This window comes from Thalassospira xianhensis MCCC 1A02616 (assembly GCF_003326475.1).
GTDB lineage: Bacteria > Pseudomonadota > Alphaproteobacteria > Rhodospirillales > Thalassospiraceae > Thalassospira > Thalassospira xianhensis.
In genome coordinates, this window is record NZ_JPWA01000053.1 from 1 (window position 1) to 19,524 (window position 19,524).

Here is a 19,524-nt window from a genome sequence, read left to right on the forward strand (position 1 = left end):
GACCCGCCGGTAATCAGCAGGCGGACGGGGCCCTCGGCCGTTGGGGCATCATATTCGGTGCTGGCGAGGGCTGCGACTTCGTGGCGGATCGGGTTGCCGGTCCAGATGACCTTGGCTTCGTCATTTGGCGCGATCAGCTTGATCGTCGGGAAGGATGTCGCGATGCGATGGGCGGCACCCGCAACCATCCGGTTGGCCCGGCCCAGAACCGCGTTCTGTTCATGAATGGCAAACGGGATGCCAAGCCATTTGGCCGAAAGCGTTGCCGGGATTGAGGCATAACCGCCAAAGCCGATCACCGCAGCAGGCCGCATTTTTTTCAGAAGGGATCGGGCTTTCATCGTGCCAAGGCCAAGGCGAAGCGCACCGGTTAGGCGGCCCTTAAGACCCTTTCCGGCAATGCCACCGGCCGGCAGGATGATGGTTTCAACCCCCTCGACCCCCTCGGTATAGCGCGAAGCGCGGGCATCGGTGAAAAACAGCACGTGCGCGCCGCGCCGGACAAGGGCGCGCGCCAGTGCAACCGCCGGAAACATATGGCCGCCGGTGCCGCCCGATGTCAGGGCGATCACCTGTCCTGCCAACGGGTGTTCCATCGGGGAAACTTCAATATTCTGGATGTCGGTCATCAGATCCACATATGCAACGACGGTTTGCCCCTATCAGAACCCGAGAAAGGTTAACATCCCTTCAAGCGCGGGTGTTTGTAGGGGAGGATTTTGTCGTTTTTTTGGGGTGGATTTGGTTTTGACCGCTAGACTGTGGAAATACCGCGTTCCTGTAAGGGTAAAGCACGTAATACGTAGGTTGGTTACTGATTATTAATTGACTTGGAAAGTTCTTTTGCTGTTATCAGGCTCTGAACCAAATTGGCTGTTATAAGCGCCAGTGTCATTAATACCGTGAACCATGTGAATGAAAGAAATATCAACAAGTATATTTCAGGATTTTTTCCAAATTGATTTAAATTGTTAAACCATGAGTATGGATAAAATGATGATGAGAAGAATATAAAATATAAAATTGTTCCAAATATTGTTAATGTTATATAGTTTTCGTCGTAGAAATTTTTTATTTTCATTGATTTTATTTTTCCGTTTCTTGTATTTGTTTCTTTCATGAACATTTTTGATGTTTTATATTGAGATAGTTTCTTGAAAGGGTTTTCTTTTGATAGGAGAAATTTAATAGTGCTTGCTTTTGAGTTTATGCCATGCAGTTCGAAAAAGCTTCTTTCTATTGCGTAGTCATGCAATTCATTTACGTTGCTGTCTACGAATATTTTCTGAAAAAATTCTTGTTTTCCTTTTGAATTATGTCTTGTTATTGACATGATAGTTAAGATAATTCCAAGAATACCCGCAAGTATTGATACGATTTTAAGAGTAATTTCGAGTCCTTCGCTCATATCGATCTTTCTTTTTTTGGGTTGCAATAACCGAGTATTGTAATTTTTGTACAAATCGCAAATACAAAATGCTGCTGCAATGGGTTGGCCGTCTAAACCACATCAATCTTATACAGCACCGAATCAACCCGTTTTGCCAGCCGGTCATAGAGGCGTTGGGCGCCGTGGTTGTCGCTGGCGGTGAGCCAGTAGAGGCGGAGCCAGTTGTTTTGCTTTGCCTGTTCTTGCAGGGCGGCCATCATCAGGCCGCCGATGCCGCGGCTGCGGTGATCGGGTGATACCCAGAAATCTTCGAGATAGGCGACATTGCGCAGCGTGAAGGTGTGCGGATGGATGATGAGGTGGGCCAGTCCGATGACGGATTGATCATCATTTGATTGGGTGTCATCTAGTGCGAGCCAGGCCTGCATCGGGTGATCGGGATCAAGGATGCGCTGCCACAGGCCATCAATCACGTCGTCAGGCATATCGGGTGCGCCGAACTGGATGATGTTTTGCCGCCAGAGGCGTTCCCATCCGGTGCGGTGGCGGGGTTCGGCGTGCTGGATATCGATCATGGTGGGGCCTTGGTGTGATGTTTGGGGCAGCAGATTTTGCACTTTAGCGTGGAAAGCAGAACGCCGCACCAAAAGGTGCGGCGTTGTCGGGGTGTTGTTTGGGTGGTTGCCGGGTTATGGGGCGACCTTGATCGCGATTTTGCCCCGGAGGCCGTTATCGGGGTTTTCCAGCCGGGCGTGGGCAAGCGGGATGTCGGCGAGTGAATAGACGGCACCGACATGCGGGCGAAGCTGCCCGCGTTCGATCAGGGTGCTTAGCTCGTCAAGCTTGCCCCGGTTCTGGCGGGTAAACACGAAGTGGTAGCTGGCGTTTTTGCCCCAGGCTTCGATCAGGTTCTGCGGCTGTGCGATATCGACAATCGAGACGACACGGCCAAGCTGGGCCAGTGCATCGGCACTTTTGGCGAGTGTATTGCCGCCGATGGTGTCAAAGATGACATCAACCCCGTTGCCATCGGTTTCGCGCAGGATGGCATCGACATAATCCTCCTTTGTGTAGTCGATGGTGACATCCGCGCCGAGGCTTTGGGCGAATTCGAAGTTGTCTTCGCGCACGGTGGTGAAGACCTTGGCCCCGATGGCTTTCGCGACCTGGATCGCAACATGGCCGACACCGCCGGCACCGCCGTGGATCAGGATGCTTTCACCGACCCGAAGGCCCGCACGCACCACCAGTGCCTCCCACGCCGTTCCACCGACCAGCGTCAGGCTGGCGGCTTCAAGGTGGCTGAGCGAGGCCGGTTTTTTACCGATAATTTTTTCCGAAGCGACATGGTATTCGGCGTAGCTTCCGTCCCCGTCAAAAATCTGCGGGGTGTACCAGACTTCATCGCCGGGGACGAAGCTGGTTACACCGGGGCCGACACTTTCGACGACGCCGGAAACGTCATGCCCGGTAATGGCGGGCAGGGGCACGTAGTCGGGATAGTCGCCGCGCCGGACCTGATAATCCAGCGGATTGATCGAGGTTGCGTGGACGCGGACAAGGACCTGTCCGGCCTGCGGGACGGGCATGGCGACGTCCTGAAGTTCGAATGCTTCCGGGCCGCCAAAGGATTTGAGTATCTGAGCTTTCATTGTCTGGACTTTCATTTTGGTGCCTTATTTCGGCAAAAAGGGATATCGCAATTTCTCGATATATTCGGACAAAAAAACTACAGTTCTTTTCCGATCGCCTCGGCAAGTGCGCGGATGGTTGCTTCGTTCCGCTTGTAGTAGGTCCACTGCCCGATGCGTCTGACTTCCACCAGACCCACCCGTTGCAGCGTCGCAAGGTAATCGGACACTGTCGATTGTGACAGTCCGACACCTTCCTGAATACTGCTGACGCAAACTCCAACCGTATTGACGTCACCTTCATCCTGCGGAGGGAAGTTCTTCGCAGGCTCTTTCAGGCCCTTGAGGATTTCAAGGCGGGTCCGGTTCGAGAGGGCTTTGAATATTTCGAGCATTTCCATGACGCGAAATATATCGGGATTTTCCGATATGTCAATATGCGGAATCAACCGGGCAGCTATGCACTGTCGGGCAGGCTGTGTTGGGGCTCCTGCTTTCGCGGGAGTGACGAGAGAGTGGAGATGTGGGGGCTTAGACCAGTTCGAGCTTGAGCATGCGGCCGACGGCCTTGGCGCCGCGCTGGATCGTGTCGAGCTGCACCTTGTCGTTGGTGTCATCAAGCAGGCGTTCAAGCTGGGTGCGGCTTGTTTTCATCAGGCGGGCCATTTCGGCCTTGCTCAGATTCTGCTTTTCCATTTCCTGACGCAGTTGCCACGCGAGGACCCGCTTGATGGCCACGGTTTCGACTTCTTCGCGAATGCCTTCTTCTTCGAGGAAGTCGTCAAAAGAAGAGCCAGTATGGTTGGTCATTGTTCCAGTTCCTTCTTCCGCGTCAGAGCAAGGTCAAAGTCGGTTTGGGGCGTTTTTTGCGTTTTCTTGATGAAGGCATGAAGCAAAAGCATTTGTCCGTCGGCGATGCAGAAAACAACCCTGACAATCCTTTTGTCGGAAATGTTGCTGCGGACTTCCCAAAGACCTTTGCCGAGTGACCGGCAGGCTGGCATGCCGACAGGCCAGCCATATTCCACGGTGGCGATGTCCATGCCGAGCGTTTTACGGTCTTGTGGCGCAAGTTCCTTGAGAAATTCCCGGACAGGTTCAATCCCGCCAAGGGTCCGGAAGAAACGTGCTTCAAGTTTCTTCATATGATCCCGATCTGTACCGTGTACGGTACATAATCGATTTTATTGACGGTGGCGTCAAGGCCAAAATGGAACCCATGCCGGTTCCGTGCTCAAGAAGGCCGGATGCGGAAGTGAGAGCGTTTGGCGAGATGGACTCCCGCTTTCGCGGGAGTGACGGTGGTTTTGTTTTGTGGGGTGTGTTGGGCCGGTTGCTTATTCGCCGGGGCGTTTGCGCGTTAAGGCCAGAACGAAGCCCATGCCGATCGCGATGCCAATGGTGGCGGAGCCGCCGTAGGAGATGAAGGGCAGGGTCATGCCTTTTGGCGGGACGAGTTGCAGGGTGGAGGCCATGTTAATTACCGCCTGCAGGCCGAACTGGACCAGAATGCCGGTGACGGCCAGCACGACAAACAGGTTGCGTTCGCCCATCAGGCGCGAGAGGCCGCGCATGATGACGAAGCTGAAGACGCCCACCACCAGCACACAGAACAGAAGGCCGAATTCTTCGCCCGCAACCGCAAAGATGAAGTCGGAATGGGCGTCGGGCAGGTAGTTTTTCACCGATCCCTCGCCGGGGCCCTGCCCCATCAGGCCGCCATTCATGAAGGCCTCCATCGAGCGGTCGATCTGATAGTTATCGCCCGATGCCGGATCAAGGAAGCGGTCCACACGCGACTGCACGTGCGGCAGGACCAGATAGGCGCCAACCGCCAAACCAACCACACCAAGGCCGAGGCCAAAGACCAGCACCATCGGCAGGCCAGCCAGGAAAATCTGGGTCGACCAGATGGCGGTGACCACCACGGTCTGACCAAAGTCGGGCTGGATCATGAGTAAGATGATGCAGGTCGCAAGCAGCATGCAGGAGACGATATAGCCCGGGAAGTTCGGGTTCAGACGGCCTTCGGACAGCATCCACGCAATGACGACGGCAAAGGCCGGTTTGAGGAATTCGGAGGGTTGCAGCGTGATCCCGGCCAAGTGAATCCAGCGCACCGCCCCCTTGATTTCCGAGCCGACAAAGGGAGTGATGATCAGAAGGCAGATGACGCCCAGAAACATGATCGAGGCCAGACGCCGCACCCATTTGATCGAGAGCAGCGAAATGCCGAATGCGCAGATCGCGGCCAGACCGAGAAACACGAACTGACGCCGGACGAAATGGAAGCTGTCGACATTGATGCGATCCGCCACCGGCGGGCTTGCCGACATAACCAGCAGCGCGCCAATCCCCATCAAGAGGATGACGGCGGCCAGCATCCAGCGATCCACCGTCCACCACCAGATGCCAAGTACCGAGGTATCGGCACGCGAAAAGGCGATGTTGCCGTTGGTGTTGTTGCCAAACAGGGTTTTCATGGTTTCTCCTGCCCGGCATGTGCCAGCGCGTTAAACAGATCGCGGAAGGCATCGCCGCGGGCTTCGAAACTTTTGAACTGATCAAAGGATGCGCAGGCGGGCGAGAGCAGCACGACCGGCATATCGACCGCACGTGATTGGATGTCTTCCTTGGCATCAAGGAACGCCGCAGCGTTCGCGCGATCCAGCGTTTCGCATTTCTGCCATGGCAGGTCATTGCCCAGCGTTTCGGCAAAGGCATCGGCGGCCGTACCGATCAGATAGGCCTTTTTGATTTGCGGGTAGAATGCCTGAAGGCCGTCAATGCCGCCTTCCTTGGGCTTGCCACCCAGAATCCAGTAGATATCACGATAGGCCGACAGCGCCTTGGCGGTGGCTTCGGCATTGGTGGCCTTGCTGTCATTCACAAAGGTCACGCCATCAGCCATGCCCAGCCGTTCCTGCCGGTGGGCGAGGCCGGGGAAGGTCATGATGCCTTCGATGATTTTCGATGCCACGACCCCGCGCGCCCGGCAAAGGGCATAGGCGAATGCAATGTTTTGCCAGTTATGGACGCCGGGCATATGGGCGACCGTGACCAGATCCATGATCCGGGCCTGTGCGCCCGACAGATCATCGATCAGCCAGCCATTTTCAACGTAAATGCCGTGCGGGGCCGGTTTATGGACCGATACCTCGATCACGCGGCGACCGCCTTCGCGGGCGAGTTCAACCGCCATGCGCGCGCACGGATCATCATCCACCGAAATCACCGCCCATTTCGGGCCCTTGTTACGTGCAAAGACGCGGCGTTTGGCACCGATATAGCCATCCATGCCGCCGTGACGATCCAGATGATCGGGCGTGATGTTGAGCAGGCCGCAGGCATCGAAGCTGGCGTCATGAAGCAGTTCAAGCTGATAGGATGACAGTTCCAGCACGAAGCAGTCATCAGGATCGGCGGGATCAAATCCCAGGGCCGGATTGCCGAGATTGCCGCCCGCCTGTGTCTTGATCCCGGCGTTGGACAGGATATGGGCGGTAAGGGCGGTCGTGGTCGATTTGCCGTTGGTGCCGGTGATCGCGATGCTGGGCACATCGGGAAGGGCGGTGCAGAGCAGTTCGACATCGCAAATAATCGGCTTGCCTGCGCGGCGGGCCTTTTCGGCCGCAGGATGAGGTGTCGGGAAGGTGGACGGGATGCCGGGGCTGATGACCAGCATATCGGGTTCGGTCCAGTCACATTCCGCGAGATTGATCGGGGCAAGGCCAAATGCCTCGAGCTGGCCACGGCTTTCCGCGTTGTCATCCCATGCCCAGACGATGGCGCCGCCATTGACCAGTGCCTTGACACTGGCCAGTCCGGATTTGCCCAGACCCAGAACCGCGATGGTTTTGCCGCGCAGATGTGACAGGTCGATCAAGGCGGGATGTCCTTAACTTAACGGAGTTTAAGCGTTGCCAGCCCGACAAGGGCCAGAATGACGGCAATGATCCAGAAACGAATGACAATCGTCGGTTCCTGCCAGCCCTTTTTTTCGAAATGGTGATGCAGCGGCGCCATGCGAAACACGCGCTTGCCGGTCATTTTGAACGAGCCGACCTGAATGATCACAGAAAGGGTTTCAAGAACAAACAGACCGCCAATGATGGCAAGGACCAGTTCGTGTTTGGTGACAACCGAAACCGCACCGAGCGCACCGCCCAAGGCCAGCGACCCGGTATCGCCCATGAACACCATGGCAGGCGGGGCGTTATACCAGAGGAAGCCAAGACCAGCACCGACAAGGGCACCAAGGAAAATGGTCAGTTCGCCCGAACCCGCGACATAATGGACCTGTAAGTATTCGGCAAACTGGATGTTACCGATCAGATAGGTGATGAGCGCGAAGCTTGCCGCCGCAATCATCACCGGCACGATGGCAAGGCCATCAAGGCCGTCGGTCAGGTTGACCGCGTTGGACGCGCCGACCATGACAAACATGGCAAAGGGCACAAAGAACCAGCCGAGATCAAGCAGGAAGTTCTTGAAAAACGGGAAGGCAAGGGCGGTTGCCAGCGGATCGGCGGTGTTGGTGGAAATCCACCATGCGGCAGCCGCGGCAATCGAAAACTGGCCGAGCAGCTTGAGTTTGCCCGGCAGGCCCTTGGTATTGCGTTTGGAGACTTTCAGGAAATCATCAAGGAAGCCAAGGAAGCCGTAACCGATGGTCACCAGCAGCACCGCCCAGACATAGGCATTGGACAGATCCGCCCAAAGCAAAGTGCCGATGGATGTGCACAGCAACAGCAAAAGGCCGCCCATGGTCGGCGTGCCCTTTTTGGTCAGAAGATGGCTTTCGGGGCCGTCATCGCGGATCGGCTGACCTTCGCTTTGTTTGGAGCGCAGCCAGTTGATCAGGGACGGGCCAAGCACAAAGGCCAGAATAAGCGATGTGATAATCGCGCCGCCGGTCCGAAACGTGATGTAACGGAACAGGTTGAAGATCGGAAACTGGTCGGCCAGCGGATAAAGCAGATTATAGAGCATCGCCCCGGGGGTTCCTTCTACGGCTTAGCTTTGGATGCAGCGCCAGATGCGCCATCCGGTGATTTTAAGGCCGAGACAATTTTCGAAACGTAAATGCCAAGCGATCCTTTGACCAAAACCACGTCATCCGCCTGCAAATCGGCCTTTATCGGGTCAATTGCGTCTTCGGCGGCGTCAAAATGGCCGGCATGGAGCTCGCCCGGCAGGGTTTCCGCAAGGTTGGCCATCAGCGGGCCGACCGTATAAACACGTTCGATGCCAAGCGCAACCAGTGGCTGATGCAGGTCTGCATGCAGTTTTTGCGCATCGTCGCCCAGTTCGCGCATATCGCCCAGCACCGCGATCTTGCGCCCCGATCCTTCGGGCTTGCTTTGGGCCAGCACGCTCAGCCCCGCCATCATCGAGGTCGGATTGGCGTTATAGGCATCGTCAATCAGGGTATAGGTGCCGTCAGCCCCATTGGGCACGGGCAGAATATGGGTTTCACCGCGACCGGCAGGCGGGGTGAAATCAGCCAGATCCTGTGCGGCGCGCAGCACATCGCCGCCAATCGCATCGACACAGGCGAGAACCGCCAACGAGTTCAGAACCCAGTGTTCACCGGGGCAGCCGATGAAATATTCGATATCGCGGCCGCCGATGCGCGCACGCACGGCAGAGCCATTGGGGACAATGTTGGCCTCGAACAGGCGGTAATCGGCCATGGCATCGGTGCCAAAGCATTTGATGTTTTTAATGCCGAGTTCCTTGGCCCGACGCGCCAATGCAAAATAATGCAGGTTGTCGCGGTTGAGGATCACGGTGCCATCGGCATCAAGACCGTCGAAGATTTCCGCCTTCGCCTGCGCGATTTCGGCTTCGTCCTTGAAGAATTCGGTATGGGCGCCGACGACCGTCGTGATCAGGGCGACTTTGGGCCGGACCATCTTGACCAGCGGGCTGATTTCGCCGGGATGGTTCATGCCGATTTCAAACACGCCATATTCGGCCGTCACCGGCAGGGTGGCCAAGCTCATGGGGACGCCCCAATGGTTATTGAAGCTGGCCGGGCTGGCGTGGGTCTGGGCCTGTTCGTTCAGAACGTATTTAAGGGCCTCTTTGGTGCCGGTCTTGCCGACGGAGCCGGTGATCGCGATGATTTTGGCATCGGACCGTTCGCGCCCGGCAAGGCCAAGACGGACCATCGCATCAAGCGTATCATCGACCACAAGGGCCGGTGCGCCATTACCAAGGGTTTTGGTGTCCGACACCATGGCCGCGGCACAGCCGTTATCAAGGGCGGCCTGTGCGAATTTGTGACCGTCGAAATGGGGGCCCTTCAGCGCGATGAACAGATCGCCCTTGGCGGCCTTGCGGCTGTCAATTGATACGCCCGACGCCTGCCAGTTGCCGGTTGCCTTGCCCCCGGTGGCTTTTTCGGCGTCTTTTGCCGTCCATAAAACAGCCTTGGTCATTTTTGGGTTTCTTTCGTATCCGCATCCAGCACGATCTTTGGCGTCGTGGCTGGCTTTAAAATCAATCAGTTACCGCCCAGAAGGATGTTGCGCACGACCGCGGCATCATCGAACGGCAGAACCGTATCGCCGACAATTTGGCCTCTTTCATGGCCTTTTCCGGCAATAATAAGAATATCGTTGCGTTGCAAGATGCCAATGCCGCGTTTGATCGCCTCGGCCCGGTCGCCGATTTCAACCGCACCGTCGCAGGCGGCCTTGATCGCGGCACGGATTTTGGCGGGGTCCTCGCTGCGCGGATTGTCATCGGTGATGATGGCGATATCGGCGTTTTCCTTGACCACACGGCCCATTTCCGGGCGTTTGCCGGTGTCACGATCACCACCTGCGCCAAAGACGCAGATGATGCGGCCCTTGGCATGCGGGCGGACGGCCTTGATCACGGTTTCAAGTGCATCAGGCGTGTGGGCGTAATCAACAAAGACCGGTGCGCCGAAGCTGGTTTTGCCAACCAGTTCCATGCGGCCCCGGACACCTTCAAGCTTTTCAAGGGCGGCAACCGCATCATCGACATCGGCACCCGACGCAATGACGATGCCAAGGGCAGCCAGTGCGTTCATCACCTGGAAGGAGCCCATGAGGGGCAGATGCACACCATATTCGCCTTTTTCGATGGCGAGCTTAAGCTTGGTGCCGGTGGCATCGGGCTTGGCTTCGAGCAGTTTGATATCATCGGCGGCCAGGCCATAGGACATCACCGAAATGCCACGTCCTTCGCACATCGAGCGCAGGATTTTGAACTGCGGGACATCGGCATTTAGAACCGCGGTGCCGTTTTCGGCCAGAAGATCGGCAAACAGGCGGGCCTTGGCGGCAAAGTATTTTTCGAAATTGCCGTGATAATCAAGGTGATCGCGGGTCAGGTTGGTAAAGGCGGCAACCGTGACCTTGACCCCGTCAAGGCGATGCTGATCAAGCCCGTGCGAGGAGGCTTCCATCGCGACATGGGTGACACCGATTTCAGCCATTTCACTAAGGCTTTGATGCAGTGCGACCGGATCGGGGGTCGTCAGCGAGCCGGGGATTTTCGCACCGGCGGCACGAATGCCAAGTGTGCCAATCGAGCCCGACATATTGCCCATGATCGTCCAGAGCTGTTCGGTGAAAACGGCGGTGGAGGTTTTGCCGTTTGTACCCGTGATGGCCGCGATATTGGCCGGTTGTTTGCCATAGAAGCGCGCGGCCAGTTGCGCGTAACGCTGGCGCGGGTTTTCCACCGGGATCAGGGGAACCGTTGCGGCGGCGGGTTTGGGCGTGCCGTCCTTTGCAAGGATGGCGGCCGCACCTAGCCGGATCGCATCATTGATGTATTTCGATCCGTCGGTTTTGGCACCAGACAGGGCGGCAAACAGATAGCCATCCTTCACGGTGCGTGAGTCTGCTGTCAGGCCCGTAATGTTCGGGTCCTGTCCGTCGGCATGTTTAAGTGCCGCTTGATCACCTGCCATGAGTTCAGAAAGACGCAAGTTTGCGCTCCCCCTTGCGAAGGTCGATATGCAGCGCTTGCTCGATCTCCGGCGCCTTCGCATTCGCCGGTTCAATGCCCAGAAGGGGAGCAATACGTGTCACAACCTTGCCAACTGCCGGGGCGGACACCCAACCGGCTGTGGCAAATCCATACGTTTCTTTGGTGCCTTTGGGCTCGTCCAGCGTCACCAGAACCACATATTTCGGGTCCTGCATCGGGAAGGCGGCGACAAAGGTCGACATGCGGGCGTTCTTGACATAGCGCCCGTTCACGAGTTTTTCCGACGTCCCGGTTTTACCCCCAAGGAAGTAACCCGGAACTTCAGCCTTTTTGCCCGATCCATCGGTCACGACGAGGCGCATCAGGCGCCGCATCTTGTCCGAGGTTTGCCGGGAAATTACGCGTTCACCCGCCGGTGCGCCGTCCTGTTTGAGGATCGTTGCCGGGCGCAAAATGCCGCCATTTGCAAGGGCGGAGATGCCGCTGACGACCTGAAGCGGTGTCACGGCAAGACCATGGCCAAAGGAGATGGTCATGGTGTTCACTTCGCGCCACGGATTGGGCACAAGCGGGGAGCCGACTTCGGGCAGCTCGATCTGTGGTGTGTCGAGGATGCCGAATTTCTTGAGATATTTGCGCTGGGTCTCGGTCCCGAAATCAAGGGCGATGCGGGCGGACCCAATGTTTGACGAATATTTGATGATCTCGGCCACTGACAGCCAGCGGTTTTCGCCGCGATAGTCGCTAATGGCGAAACGTCCGACGCGGATCGGCTGGGAGGCGTCATACATGCTATCGAGATTGACGGTGCCGGTTTCAAGCGCAATCGCGGTGTTAAACAGTTTGAACACCGAGCCCATTTCATAAACGCCCAGCGTCGCACGGTTAAAGCGCGCGTCCGCCGGGGCCTGACCGGGGCGGTGCGGATCAAAATCGGGCAGCGACATCATGCCGAGCACTTCGCCGGTATAGATATCCATGACCATGCCGGTCGCCCCGACCGCGTCATAGGTCTTCATTGCCTTTTCGACTTCTTCCTCGAGCGCGTATTGAATGCGGGTATCAAGGGAGAGTTGCAGCGGGCCGTTATTGATGCGCAATTCGTTATCGAATTTGCGTTCGGCGCCGGCGATACCGTTATTGTCGATATCGGTGAAGCCAAGCACATGGGCAAACAGGCGGCCATGCGGATAGACGCGGCGTTCTTCGCGCTGGAAATTCAGGCCCGGTACGCCAAGCGAGTTGACGGCATATTGCTGTTCCGGGGTCAGGTTGCGACGGATCCAGACGAAGGCCTTTTGCGAGCTTAAATGACGGATCAGCGTATCGCGATCCAGATCGGGCAGAACGGTCAGCAATTGATCGGCCGATCCGACCGGGTCCTTGATCACGCGGGCATCGGCATAAAGCGAATTGGTCGGAAGATCGGTCGCAAGCAGCATGCCGTTGCGATCAACGATGTCGGCGCGTTCGGTTTTAAGTTCGCGGGTGTCCGATCCCGATGCCATTTCGGGTTCGTTGCCCTGACGCAGAACGGTGGCATCGACCAGACCCGCCGTGATCCAGACAAAGCCGATGGCAAACATCGCACCGGTAATGAAGATACGGTTGCGCGCGGTTTCAATCGCGTGACGTTCGCGTTGGTCGGGGCTGAGTTCCGGGCGATCACCGCGCAGCCAGTATGAGAAACGATAGAAGCTCATTCCATGCCCTCCTGCGCATCGGACCGGGTTGCGGCAAGGGAGGGGGAATTGATGATCATGGCTTCGGCGGCTTCGTCGGGGGCCAGTTCATCGGGGCGCGCACGCGGCACCGGCAGGAAGGCCACGGCTTCGCCGAATTTATCAAGACGGTATTGATGCAGATCGGCATTTTCGGGCAGGTCATCGATGCTTGCCATCTGAAGCGGGCTGATCTGATCGAGTTTGAGATAGGTGTTGGCGAGCGTTTCAACGCGCTGCGGGCTGTTGAGGTAGCTCCATTCCGCGTCAAGGACGTGGATGGTTTCCTGTTCGTTCAGGATGTCCGACTGGATGACGGCATACTGTTTTTCAAGGCGTTCGACTTCGTGCGACACCCAATAGGTGCCAGCACCAATAACGATGGTCAGAAACAGCCCGATAAAGGTCATGGCACGTGTCATTTGCGCCCCCCGATTGTTGCGGGCTGTTCATTGCGGGCAACCGCACGCAGTTTGGCCGAGCGCGCACGCGGATTGGCGCGCAGTTCGTCCTTTTGTGCGGTCACGGCCTTGCGCGTGAGGGTGGTGAAGGTCGGGGTTGCGACCTCTGGCTCGCCCGGAAGGCGGCGCGACATTTTCGACGGATCGCCGGACCGTTCCTTCATGAAGGTTTTAACACTGCGGTCTTCAAGCGAATGGAAGGTCACGATGACCAGACGGCCACCGGGTTTGAGCAGGTTTTCAGCCGCCTGCATGGCGCGTTCCAGTTCGCCGAGCTCGTCATTGACGTAAATGCGAAGGCCCTGGAAGGTGCGGGTGGCCGGATCAATGCCGTCCTTGGATTTGCGCACGACCGACCGCACCGCGCGGGCCAGTTGCAGGGTGGTTTCAAACGGTGCCTCGGCCCGCATTTCGATGATCTTGTGTGCGACCTTGCGCGATGCGCGTTCCTCGCCATAGCGATAGATGACATTGGCGATGTCTTCCTCGTCGGCGGTATTTATGAAATCAGCGGCCGTCGGGCCGGACATCGACATGCGCATATCCAGCGGGCCGTCTTCGCGGAAGGAAAATCCGCGGTCGGCCTGATCAAGCTGCATGGAGGATACGCCGATATCAAGGACGATGCCGTCTACCTGATCCACGCCGGCGGCGGGCAGAAGCGTGCCCATATCGCCAAAGCAGCCTTCGACCATGTGGAAGCGATTGGCATAATCGGCTTCCATTGCCTTGCCGGTGGCAACGGCGGTCGGGTCGCGGTCAATGGCGTAAAGTTCGCAGTCCGCATGATCGAGAATGGCGCGGGAATATCCACCCGCGCCAAAAGTGCCGTCCACCATGATCTCGCCCGCCTTGGGGGCCAGGGCATCGAGAACTTCGCGCAATAGCACCGGCTTGTGCGGGCCATCGCCTGTGGCGAAGCTGAGGTCATGGATGCTCATTACGCGTCCCCCTCTTCATCCGGGGCGATTTCGCCGGTCGGGGCAGCGGGGCGACTGCCCGGCGCGAAATCGGATGCCGGTTTCAGTTTGAGGGTCGATCCGCGATTGAAGGTGCGGGTGCGGCTGGCGTCCTGCAGCGGTTTGAAAATTTCCGGGTTCCAGATACGGAAGGTGCGGCCACGGCCGACAAAGGCGACCTGATCTTCGATGCGGGCGAATTCGATCAGTTCCGGGGGCAGAATGATGCGGCCTTCGCCGTCGAACGGCAGCATGTGCGACGCGCCAAGAATGGTATCGGCAAGGTCATCTGCCTCGTCCGAGAACATCGCCAGTTCGTCAATCGACGCAGCAATGCGGTCCATGTGGCTTTCGCCACAGCCTTCAAGGGCGGCTTCCTTGTGGGATTGGTACAGGTAGATGCCAGCGAAGGTTTCGCGTTCCAGGGTCGCACGGAACCGCTTGGGCACGGAGACGCGCCCTTTTCGGTCCAGCTTGTGAATGTGCGTTCCTGTGAACAGCACTTCGCCATTCCCCTGATCAAAAAACCATTTCGAACCGCCAGAGAGTGATCAGTTTCCGCGTCGAAATGGATATGCCCCGCATGACACCGTAAATGTGCCTACTTATGGGGTACCATGGGATTTGATGGGGGTCAATGGGAATTGATGGGATCAAATAGGGTAATAATGTGGTTTCCTGCGGCTTTGGGGCATATCGGAATTGGGTGGTAATGGGCTAAAAGTAACCGTTTTCCGGGTGATTTTCGGGTGTCGCCCATCAAAACCCACACGCATCCCCATGCCCGCCCATGCAAATCCATTCGCAGACCATTTTTGTCCTGCATGGGATATCACGGGATGACGGAGAGGCATTTCACGCAACATGGCGATGATCCGGTTTGGGTTCTGATCCCGGCTTCGGGGATTGGCATTTGATCGTTAATCGGTTTTGATGGGGCAATGTTGCCCGCGATCCAATCCGTGCTGATATGCTATGATGATGATCCTGATGCGGGGCGGCGTCAGGACAGGCGAAGGGAACGAGTGTTGCGGAAAAAAGCTGCCATATTGTTAATGACTTGTGCCGTTGTGGCGGTTTTTGGCATTCGGGTGCCGGGATATGCCCAAAGCCTTCAAATGGATAAGGGCAGTGCGACGATTTCGCCCGAGGTGACGTCGCCGGAAATGCGCCAGTTATTGCCATTGATCATGCAGCAATTGCAGAACAATCCGCAATTGATGGGGCAGTTCGGGCTTGGCGGATTGGGTGCGTTAAACGGTCTTGGCGGGCTTGAGGATGGCGAAGGCGTGCCGACGGGTACCGGCACCGGCAGCACGGGTGCGGCAGCCATTCCGGGGCTTGAGGATGCGATTGCCAAGGCGCTGGCGAAGCAGAATGCGGCCAGTGCCGCCGTAACCGGCATCCCCGAACAGGTAACAATGTATCGCCAGCAATATCATCCGATCGACATGGATCACGATGCGCGGATCAGTGCGGACGAGGCCGCAGCCTATGCCAGCTGGATGTTCCGGCGGCGTGATATCAATGGCGACAGTGTTCTGGTGGGGCGTGAATTTGCCGCGGTCGAGGCATTGCCAGGATCGCCCGAAGCCAACCGCCAGCGGTTGCGGACCGAAAGCCGGCGGTTGGAATTGCTGTTTGGCAGTGTTGATGCCAATTCTGACAAAATGATCAGCAAGGATGAATTCCTTGGCTATGCGAAGGCGCAGTTTGATGAAAAGCGCGGGAACGATCCGGACATTGATCCGTTCGAATTTCAGACGGTTTTGCCGTTTCAATAGCGGGGATGGCGCGCCCTGGTGGCGTTTAACCGATTTGTCATGGCTTGGCGCGTGACAAAACATGCCCGCCGGGCATATGACATGAAACGCACAAGCCCCAAATAGACCGGTATCGGGCAGGTATCTGGCAATATCCAGTGATCTGGCCGGTGATCTGGCGCGAATGGAGAGTGACCATGGACAGCAACGAGTTTTTTGCCCCGGCCCGGACCCCGTCGGACGATACGGCGGCACCGGCGGACGATGCTGCATTGGTCAGTAGCAGCGATGCTGTTGATGGCGAAGTTAACAGTGCGGGAAGTGTCGCAAAGCCGCTAAAGGCGGAACGCACGCCGGTCTGGATCGACCTTTTGAACCCGTCCGATGATGAAATCCACGAGATCGAAAAGCGGTTCGATATCGAAGTGCCGACCCGCGAGGAAATGCAGGAAATCGAGCTTTCATCGCGGTTGTATGACGAAGACGGCGCGCTTTTCATGACGGTATCGGTGCTAAACAAGGCCAATAGTGACGAGCCGGAAACGACCGCGATCACCTTTATTCTGGTCAAGAAAACGCTGATTACCCTGCGTTATGCCGACCCGGTGCCGTTCAAGACCTTTATCCGGCGGGTCAATCGCAGCCCGTCGCTGGCATCCAGTGCCGAGGCGGTTCTGTTCGGGTTGCTGGAGCAGATTGTCGACCGGCTGGCCGATATCATGGAGCAGGCGGCGGCCGACCTTGAGGGATTATCGAACATCGTTTTTGCTAATCCCGATGACCCGGCCCATGATCAGGATCACCGGGCGGTTCTGCGCCGTATCGGACGGGCCGGGAACCTTTCGGGCAAGGCCAAGGACAGCTTGCTGAACCTGCATCGGCTGGGGCTGTTTCTGTCAACACAGACGCGGCTTAAAAAGGATGCCAAGACGCGGCTTAAAACCATTTCGCGCGATATCGTGTCGATCACCGAACATGCCAATTTCATCGCCAACAAGGTGACGTTCCTGCTCGATGCGACGCTGGGCATGATCAATCTGGAACAGAACAACATCATCAAGATTTTCTCGGTCGCGGCGGCTGCCTTCCTGCCGCCGACCCTGATTGCGAGCATTTACGGCATGAATTTTGAAGTCATGCCGGAGCTTGACTGGCAGTTCGGCTATCCGCTGGCGATTGGGTTGATGGTGCTGTCGGCTGTTCTTCCGCTTTGGTATTTCAAGCGGAAAGGGTGGCTTTAGGTGGTGGCTTTAAATCGTTCGCGGTAGTCACTTGGCGCGACGCCCAGATGTTTGACGAAGCAGCGGCGCATGCGTTCGTCATCGCCAAAGCCGCAATTGATTGCGATCTGGCTTATGCGTTTTTCGGTTTGTTCAAGGGCTGTTCTGGCGGCTTCGAGGCGCATCAGTTCGACCGCGCGGGCCGGGCTTAGGCCGGTGGCGGATTTGTAGGTGCGCGAAAAGTTGCGCGGACTCATGCCCGTCTGTTCGGCGAGGTCTTCGACCGAAAGGCGGGTTTGAAGGTTTTGTGCGATCCAGCCATGCAGGTCATCAAAGCGCCCGGTGCTGTCATTGGCCTGATGTTCAAGCGGCAGGCTGAATTGTGATTGCCCGCCGGGGCGGCGGATAAAGACGATCAGGCTGCGTGCAACGGCAAGGGCGGCGTCCCGGCCAAGATCCTGTTCGATCATCGCGACCGCCATATCAATCCCCGTCGTCACCCCGGCCGACGTCCAGACCGGACCATCGCGAACAAAGATCGGATCGGGGGCGACGCGGCTTTGCGGGAACATGGCTTGCAGGCGGTCGCACCAGCGCCAGTGCGTCACACAGGCGCGATCATTGAGCATCCCGGCGGCACCGAGAATAAACGCCCCGATACAGACCGACCCGATGCGGGCAATTTTACCCCGGTATTTTTCAAGCCAGCCGATCAGATTGGCATCGTCAAGGGCATCGAGCATTTCATCGGACCCGGCGGCGATCAGGGTGTGGATTTCACCCGGATCAAGATCGGCAAGGGCGACGGTATCAAGGGCGATGCCGGTATCGGTCATGACCGGGCCACCGTGGCTTGAGGCCAGAAGGGTGCGGTAAAGCGGGGTGCCTGTTGCCGGATCGCGGGCTTCGTGAAAGGCCTGAAGCGGGCCTGTGACATCGAGCATCACGGTTTGCGGGGTGAGGATGAAAACAATAAGTCGGGGGAGGCGGGGCGGATTGGCGAGCCGGGGCATCGTGCGGTCTTGTCCTGAAAGGAGGGGTTGTTGTCATTTATGCCATTTGGCGATCGGATAATCTAGGGCCAACAGACACATAAGCCGGAGAGATTGAGAATGACCGACACCAAAAACGAAAATACAGCCCTGATCATGATCGATTGGCAGCAGGGCTTTGCCGACCTTGATTATTGGGGGCAGCGCAACAACCCGGATGCCGAGGCCAATGGGGCGACGCTTTTGGCGCATTGGCGCGAAATGGGATGGCCGGTGATCCATGTGCATCACGACTCAACCACGCCGACATCGCGGCTTTATCCCGATCATCCGGGGCATGAATTCATTGAGTTTGCGACACCGGCCGATGACGAGGCGGTTTATGGCAAGCAGGTCAATTCGGCCTTTATCGGTACAAGCCTTGAGGCTGATTTGCGGGCGCGGGGTATTTCAAGGATCGTCCTTTGCGGGATATCGACCGATCATTGCGTGAATACGACAACGCGGATGGGAGCGAACCTTGGCTTTGAGGTGACGATTGTCAGCGATGCGTGTTTTGCGTTTGAACGCAAACTGCCCGACGGGCGGGTGTTTGGTGCCGATCTTGTGCATGATGTGGCGCTGGCGAGCCTGAATGGCGAGTTTGCCAAAGTTTGCACGACGGAACAGGTGATCGGGGGTAAATGCGATTGACTTGCGTTTCCCGGTGACGCAGTTTCCCCATCTGATTCCCGCAAAAGGTGCGCCCCATGACAAAAATCGACACCCATGAAAAACTGCGCGAGATTTATGGAATGCCAATGGAATTGGCGGTTTCAAAGGCGCTGCCGAAACTTGACCCGCATTGCCGGCATTTTATCGAACTGACACCCTTTGCGGTGATTTCATCAGCCGATGCCAAGGGCAATGCCGATGTCAGCCCGCGCGGCGACGGGCCGGGCTTTATCAAGGTTCTTGATGACAACACGCTTCTGATGCCCGACCGTCCGGGCAACAATCGCGTTGATACGCTGTCGAACATCATTGAAAACCCGAAGGTCGGGATGCTGTTTTTCGTGCCCGGTTTCAACGATACGCTGCGTGTGAATGGGCAGGCGGAAATCCATAATGATCCCGAATTGCTTGCCCATTTTGCCGATACGCCAAAACCGCCGATCACGGTGATCAGGATCCGGGTCGAGGAAGCGTTCCTGCATTGTGCGAAATCGCTGATGCGCTCCAAGCTTTGGAGTATTGATAGCCAGGTGGACCGCAAGGTGATGCCGACCCTTGGCAAGATCATCAAGGATCAGACGGCAGCGAATTTTGACGTCGGCACCCAGGAAGATGCCGACAAGTATTTCGCGCAATCCATCGCGGAACGCGGTTAAGGCGGATCGCGCGATTACGCATTTGACGGCGGGGCAGGTCCCC

At 57.1% G+C, this 19,524-nt stretch carries 21 protein-coding genes; 4 read left to right on the plus strand and 17 right to left on the minus strand.

The features are described from left to right. The 16 genes from TH5_RS23785 to TH5_RS23860 all read right to left on the minus strand — a co-directional run. Positions 1-629: UDP-N-acetylglucosamine--N-acetylmuramyl-(pentapeptide) pyrophosphoryl-undecaprenol N-acetylglucosamine transferase (locus TH5_RS23785; RefSeq protein WP_208638533.1), on the minus strand; the 629-nt coding region annotated here is incomplete at its 3' end. Positions 630-811: 182 nt separating this feature from the next. Then, positions 812-1,408, minus strand: a complete 597-nt coding sequence (locus TH5_RS23790; protein ID WP_114123957.1) for a hypothetical protein — start codon at positions 1,406-1,408, stop codon at positions 812-814. Between the two features lie 92 nt (positions 1,409-1,500). After that, positions 1,501-1,965, minus strand: coding sequence for a GNAT family N-acetyltransferase (locus TH5_RS23795; protein ID WP_114123958.1), 465 nt, complete (start codon positions 1,963-1,965; stop codon positions 1,501-1,503). 114 nt (positions 1,966-2,079) lie between these two features. Then, positions 2,080-3,057, minus strand: a complete 978-nt coding sequence (locus TH5_RS23800) for a zinc-dependent alcohol dehydrogenase family protein (RefSeq protein ID WP_208638534.1) — start codon at positions 3,055-3,057, stop codon at positions 2,080-2,082. Positions 3,058-3,119: 62 nt separating this feature from the next. Beyond that, a complete protein-coding gene (locus TH5_RS23805; RefSeq protein ID WP_063093901.1) occupies positions 3,120-3,422 on the minus strand; it encodes an ArsR/SmtB family transcription factor in 303 nt (100 codons plus the stop codon). Positions 3,423-3,552: 130 nt separating this feature from the next. Next, complete coding sequence (locus TH5_RS23810; protein ID WP_114123959.1) at positions 3,553-3,831, minus strand: helix-turn-helix domain-containing protein; 279 nt, start codon at positions 3,829-3,831, stop codon at positions 3,553-3,555. Further along, on the minus strand, positions 3,828-4,166 hold the full coding sequence (locus TH5_RS23815; protein ID WP_007089743.1) for a type II toxin-antitoxin system RelE/ParE family toxin: 339 nt from the start codon (positions 4,164-4,166) through the stop codon (positions 3,828-3,830). The genes TH5_RS23810 and TH5_RS23815 overlap by 4 nt, the downstream gene beginning before the upstream one ends. Before the next feature lie 192 nt (positions 4,167-4,358). Next, positions 4,359-5,504, minus strand: coding sequence for a putative lipid II flippase FtsW (ftsW, locus tag TH5_RS23820; protein ID WP_114123960.1), 1,146 nt, complete (start codon positions 5,502-5,504; stop codon positions 4,359-4,361). Beyond that, complete coding sequence (gene murD, locus TH5_RS23825; protein WP_114123961.1) at positions 5,501-6,907, minus strand: UDP-N-acetylmuramoyl-L-alanine--D-glutamate ligase; 1,407 nt, start codon at positions 6,905-6,907, stop codon at positions 5,501-5,503. The genes ftsW and murD overlap by 4 nt, the downstream gene beginning before the upstream one ends. A 17-nt stretch (positions 6,908-6,924) precedes the next feature. Beyond that, a complete protein-coding gene (mraY, locus tag TH5_RS23830) occupies positions 6,925-8,013 on the minus strand; it encodes a phospho-N-acetylmuramoyl-pentapeptide-transferase (protein ID WP_114123962.1) in 1,089 nt (362 codons plus the stop codon). A 17-nt stretch (positions 8,014-8,030) separates the two neighbouring features. Further along, positions 8,031-9,467 carry a UDP-N-acetylmuramoyl-tripeptide--D-alanyl-D-alanine ligase gene (locus TH5_RS23835; protein ID WP_114123963.1) on the minus strand — a complete coding sequence of 479 codons (1,437 nt, stop codon included), beginning with the start codon at positions 9,465-9,467 and terminating at the stop codon, positions 8,031-8,033. 65 nt (positions 9,468-9,532) lie between these two features. Further along, complete coding sequence (locus TH5_RS23840; RefSeq protein WP_114123964.1) at positions 9,533-10,993, minus strand: UDP-N-acetylmuramoyl-L-alanyl-D-glutamate--2,6-diaminopimelate ligase; 1,461 nt, start codon at positions 10,991-10,993, stop codon at positions 9,533-9,535. Beyond that, the gene (locus TH5_RS23845) at positions 10,980-12,698 is read right to left on the minus strand and encodes a peptidoglycan D,D-transpeptidase FtsI family protein (protein ID WP_114123965.1); all 1,719 of its coding nucleotides are present in this window, start codon (positions 12,696-12,698) and stop codon (positions 10,980-10,982) included. The genes TH5_RS23840 and TH5_RS23845 overlap by 14 nt, the downstream gene beginning before the upstream one ends. Next, on the minus strand, positions 12,695-13,138 hold the full coding sequence (ftsL, locus tag TH5_RS23850) for a cell division protein FtsL (protein WP_114123966.1): 444 nt from the start codon (positions 13,136-13,138) through the stop codon (positions 12,695-12,697). The genes TH5_RS23845 and ftsL overlap by 4 nt, the downstream gene beginning before the upstream one ends. Continuing rightward, positions 13,135-14,118, minus strand: coding sequence for a 16S rRNA (cytosine(1402)-N(4))-methyltransferase RsmH (rsmH, locus tag TH5_RS23855; RefSeq protein WP_114123967.1), 984 nt, complete (start codon positions 14,116-14,118; stop codon positions 13,135-13,137). Before rsmH ends, ftsL begins: the two co-directional genes overlap by 4 nt. Then, a complete protein-coding gene (locus TH5_RS23860; RefSeq protein WP_062947702.1) occupies positions 14,118-14,639 on the minus strand; it encodes a division/cell wall cluster transcriptional repressor MraZ in 522 nt (173 codons plus the stop codon). The genes rsmH and TH5_RS23860 overlap by 1 nt, the downstream gene beginning before the upstream one ends. Positions 14,640-15,191: 552 nt before the next feature. On the opposite strand from TH5_RS23860, the gene TH5_RS23865 reads away from it, so the two are divergent. Further along, on the plus strand, positions 15,192-15,920 hold the full coding sequence (locus TH5_RS23865) for an EF-hand domain-containing protein (RefSeq protein WP_114123968.1): 729 nt from the start codon (positions 15,192-15,194) through the stop codon (positions 15,918-15,920). Positions 15,921-16,096: 176 nt separating this feature from the next. Continuing rightward, a complete protein-coding gene (corA, locus tag TH5_RS23870) occupies positions 16,097-17,140 on the plus strand; it encodes a magnesium/cobalt transporter CorA (protein ID WP_114123969.1) in 1,044 nt (347 codons plus the stop codon). Here the strand turns inward: corA and TH5_RS23875 are convergent. Continuing rightward, complete coding sequence (locus TH5_RS23875) at positions 17,137-18,132, minus strand: GlxA family transcriptional regulator (protein WP_114123970.1); 996 nt, start codon at positions 18,130-18,132, stop codon at positions 17,137-17,139. The two genes, corA and TH5_RS23875, sit on opposite strands and share 4 nt — an antisense overlap. 99 nt (positions 18,133-18,231) lie before the next feature. Between TH5_RS23875 and TH5_RS23880 the strand changes: the two genes are divergently transcribed. Together TH5_RS23880 and TH5_RS23885 are read left to right on the plus strand one after the other, a co-directional pair. After that, positions 18,232-18,804, plus strand: a complete 573-nt coding sequence (locus TH5_RS23880; protein ID WP_114123971.1) for a cysteine hydrolase family protein — start codon at positions 18,232-18,234, stop codon at positions 18,802-18,804. 56 nt (positions 18,805-18,860) lie between these two features. Beyond that, positions 18,861-19,481 carry a pyridoxamine 5'-phosphate oxidase family protein gene (locus TH5_RS23885; protein WP_114123972.1) on the plus strand — a complete coding sequence of 207 codons (621 nt, stop codon included), beginning with the start codon at positions 18,861-18,863 and terminating at the stop codon, positions 19,479-19,481. Positions 19,482-19,524 lie beyond the last annotated feature (43 nt).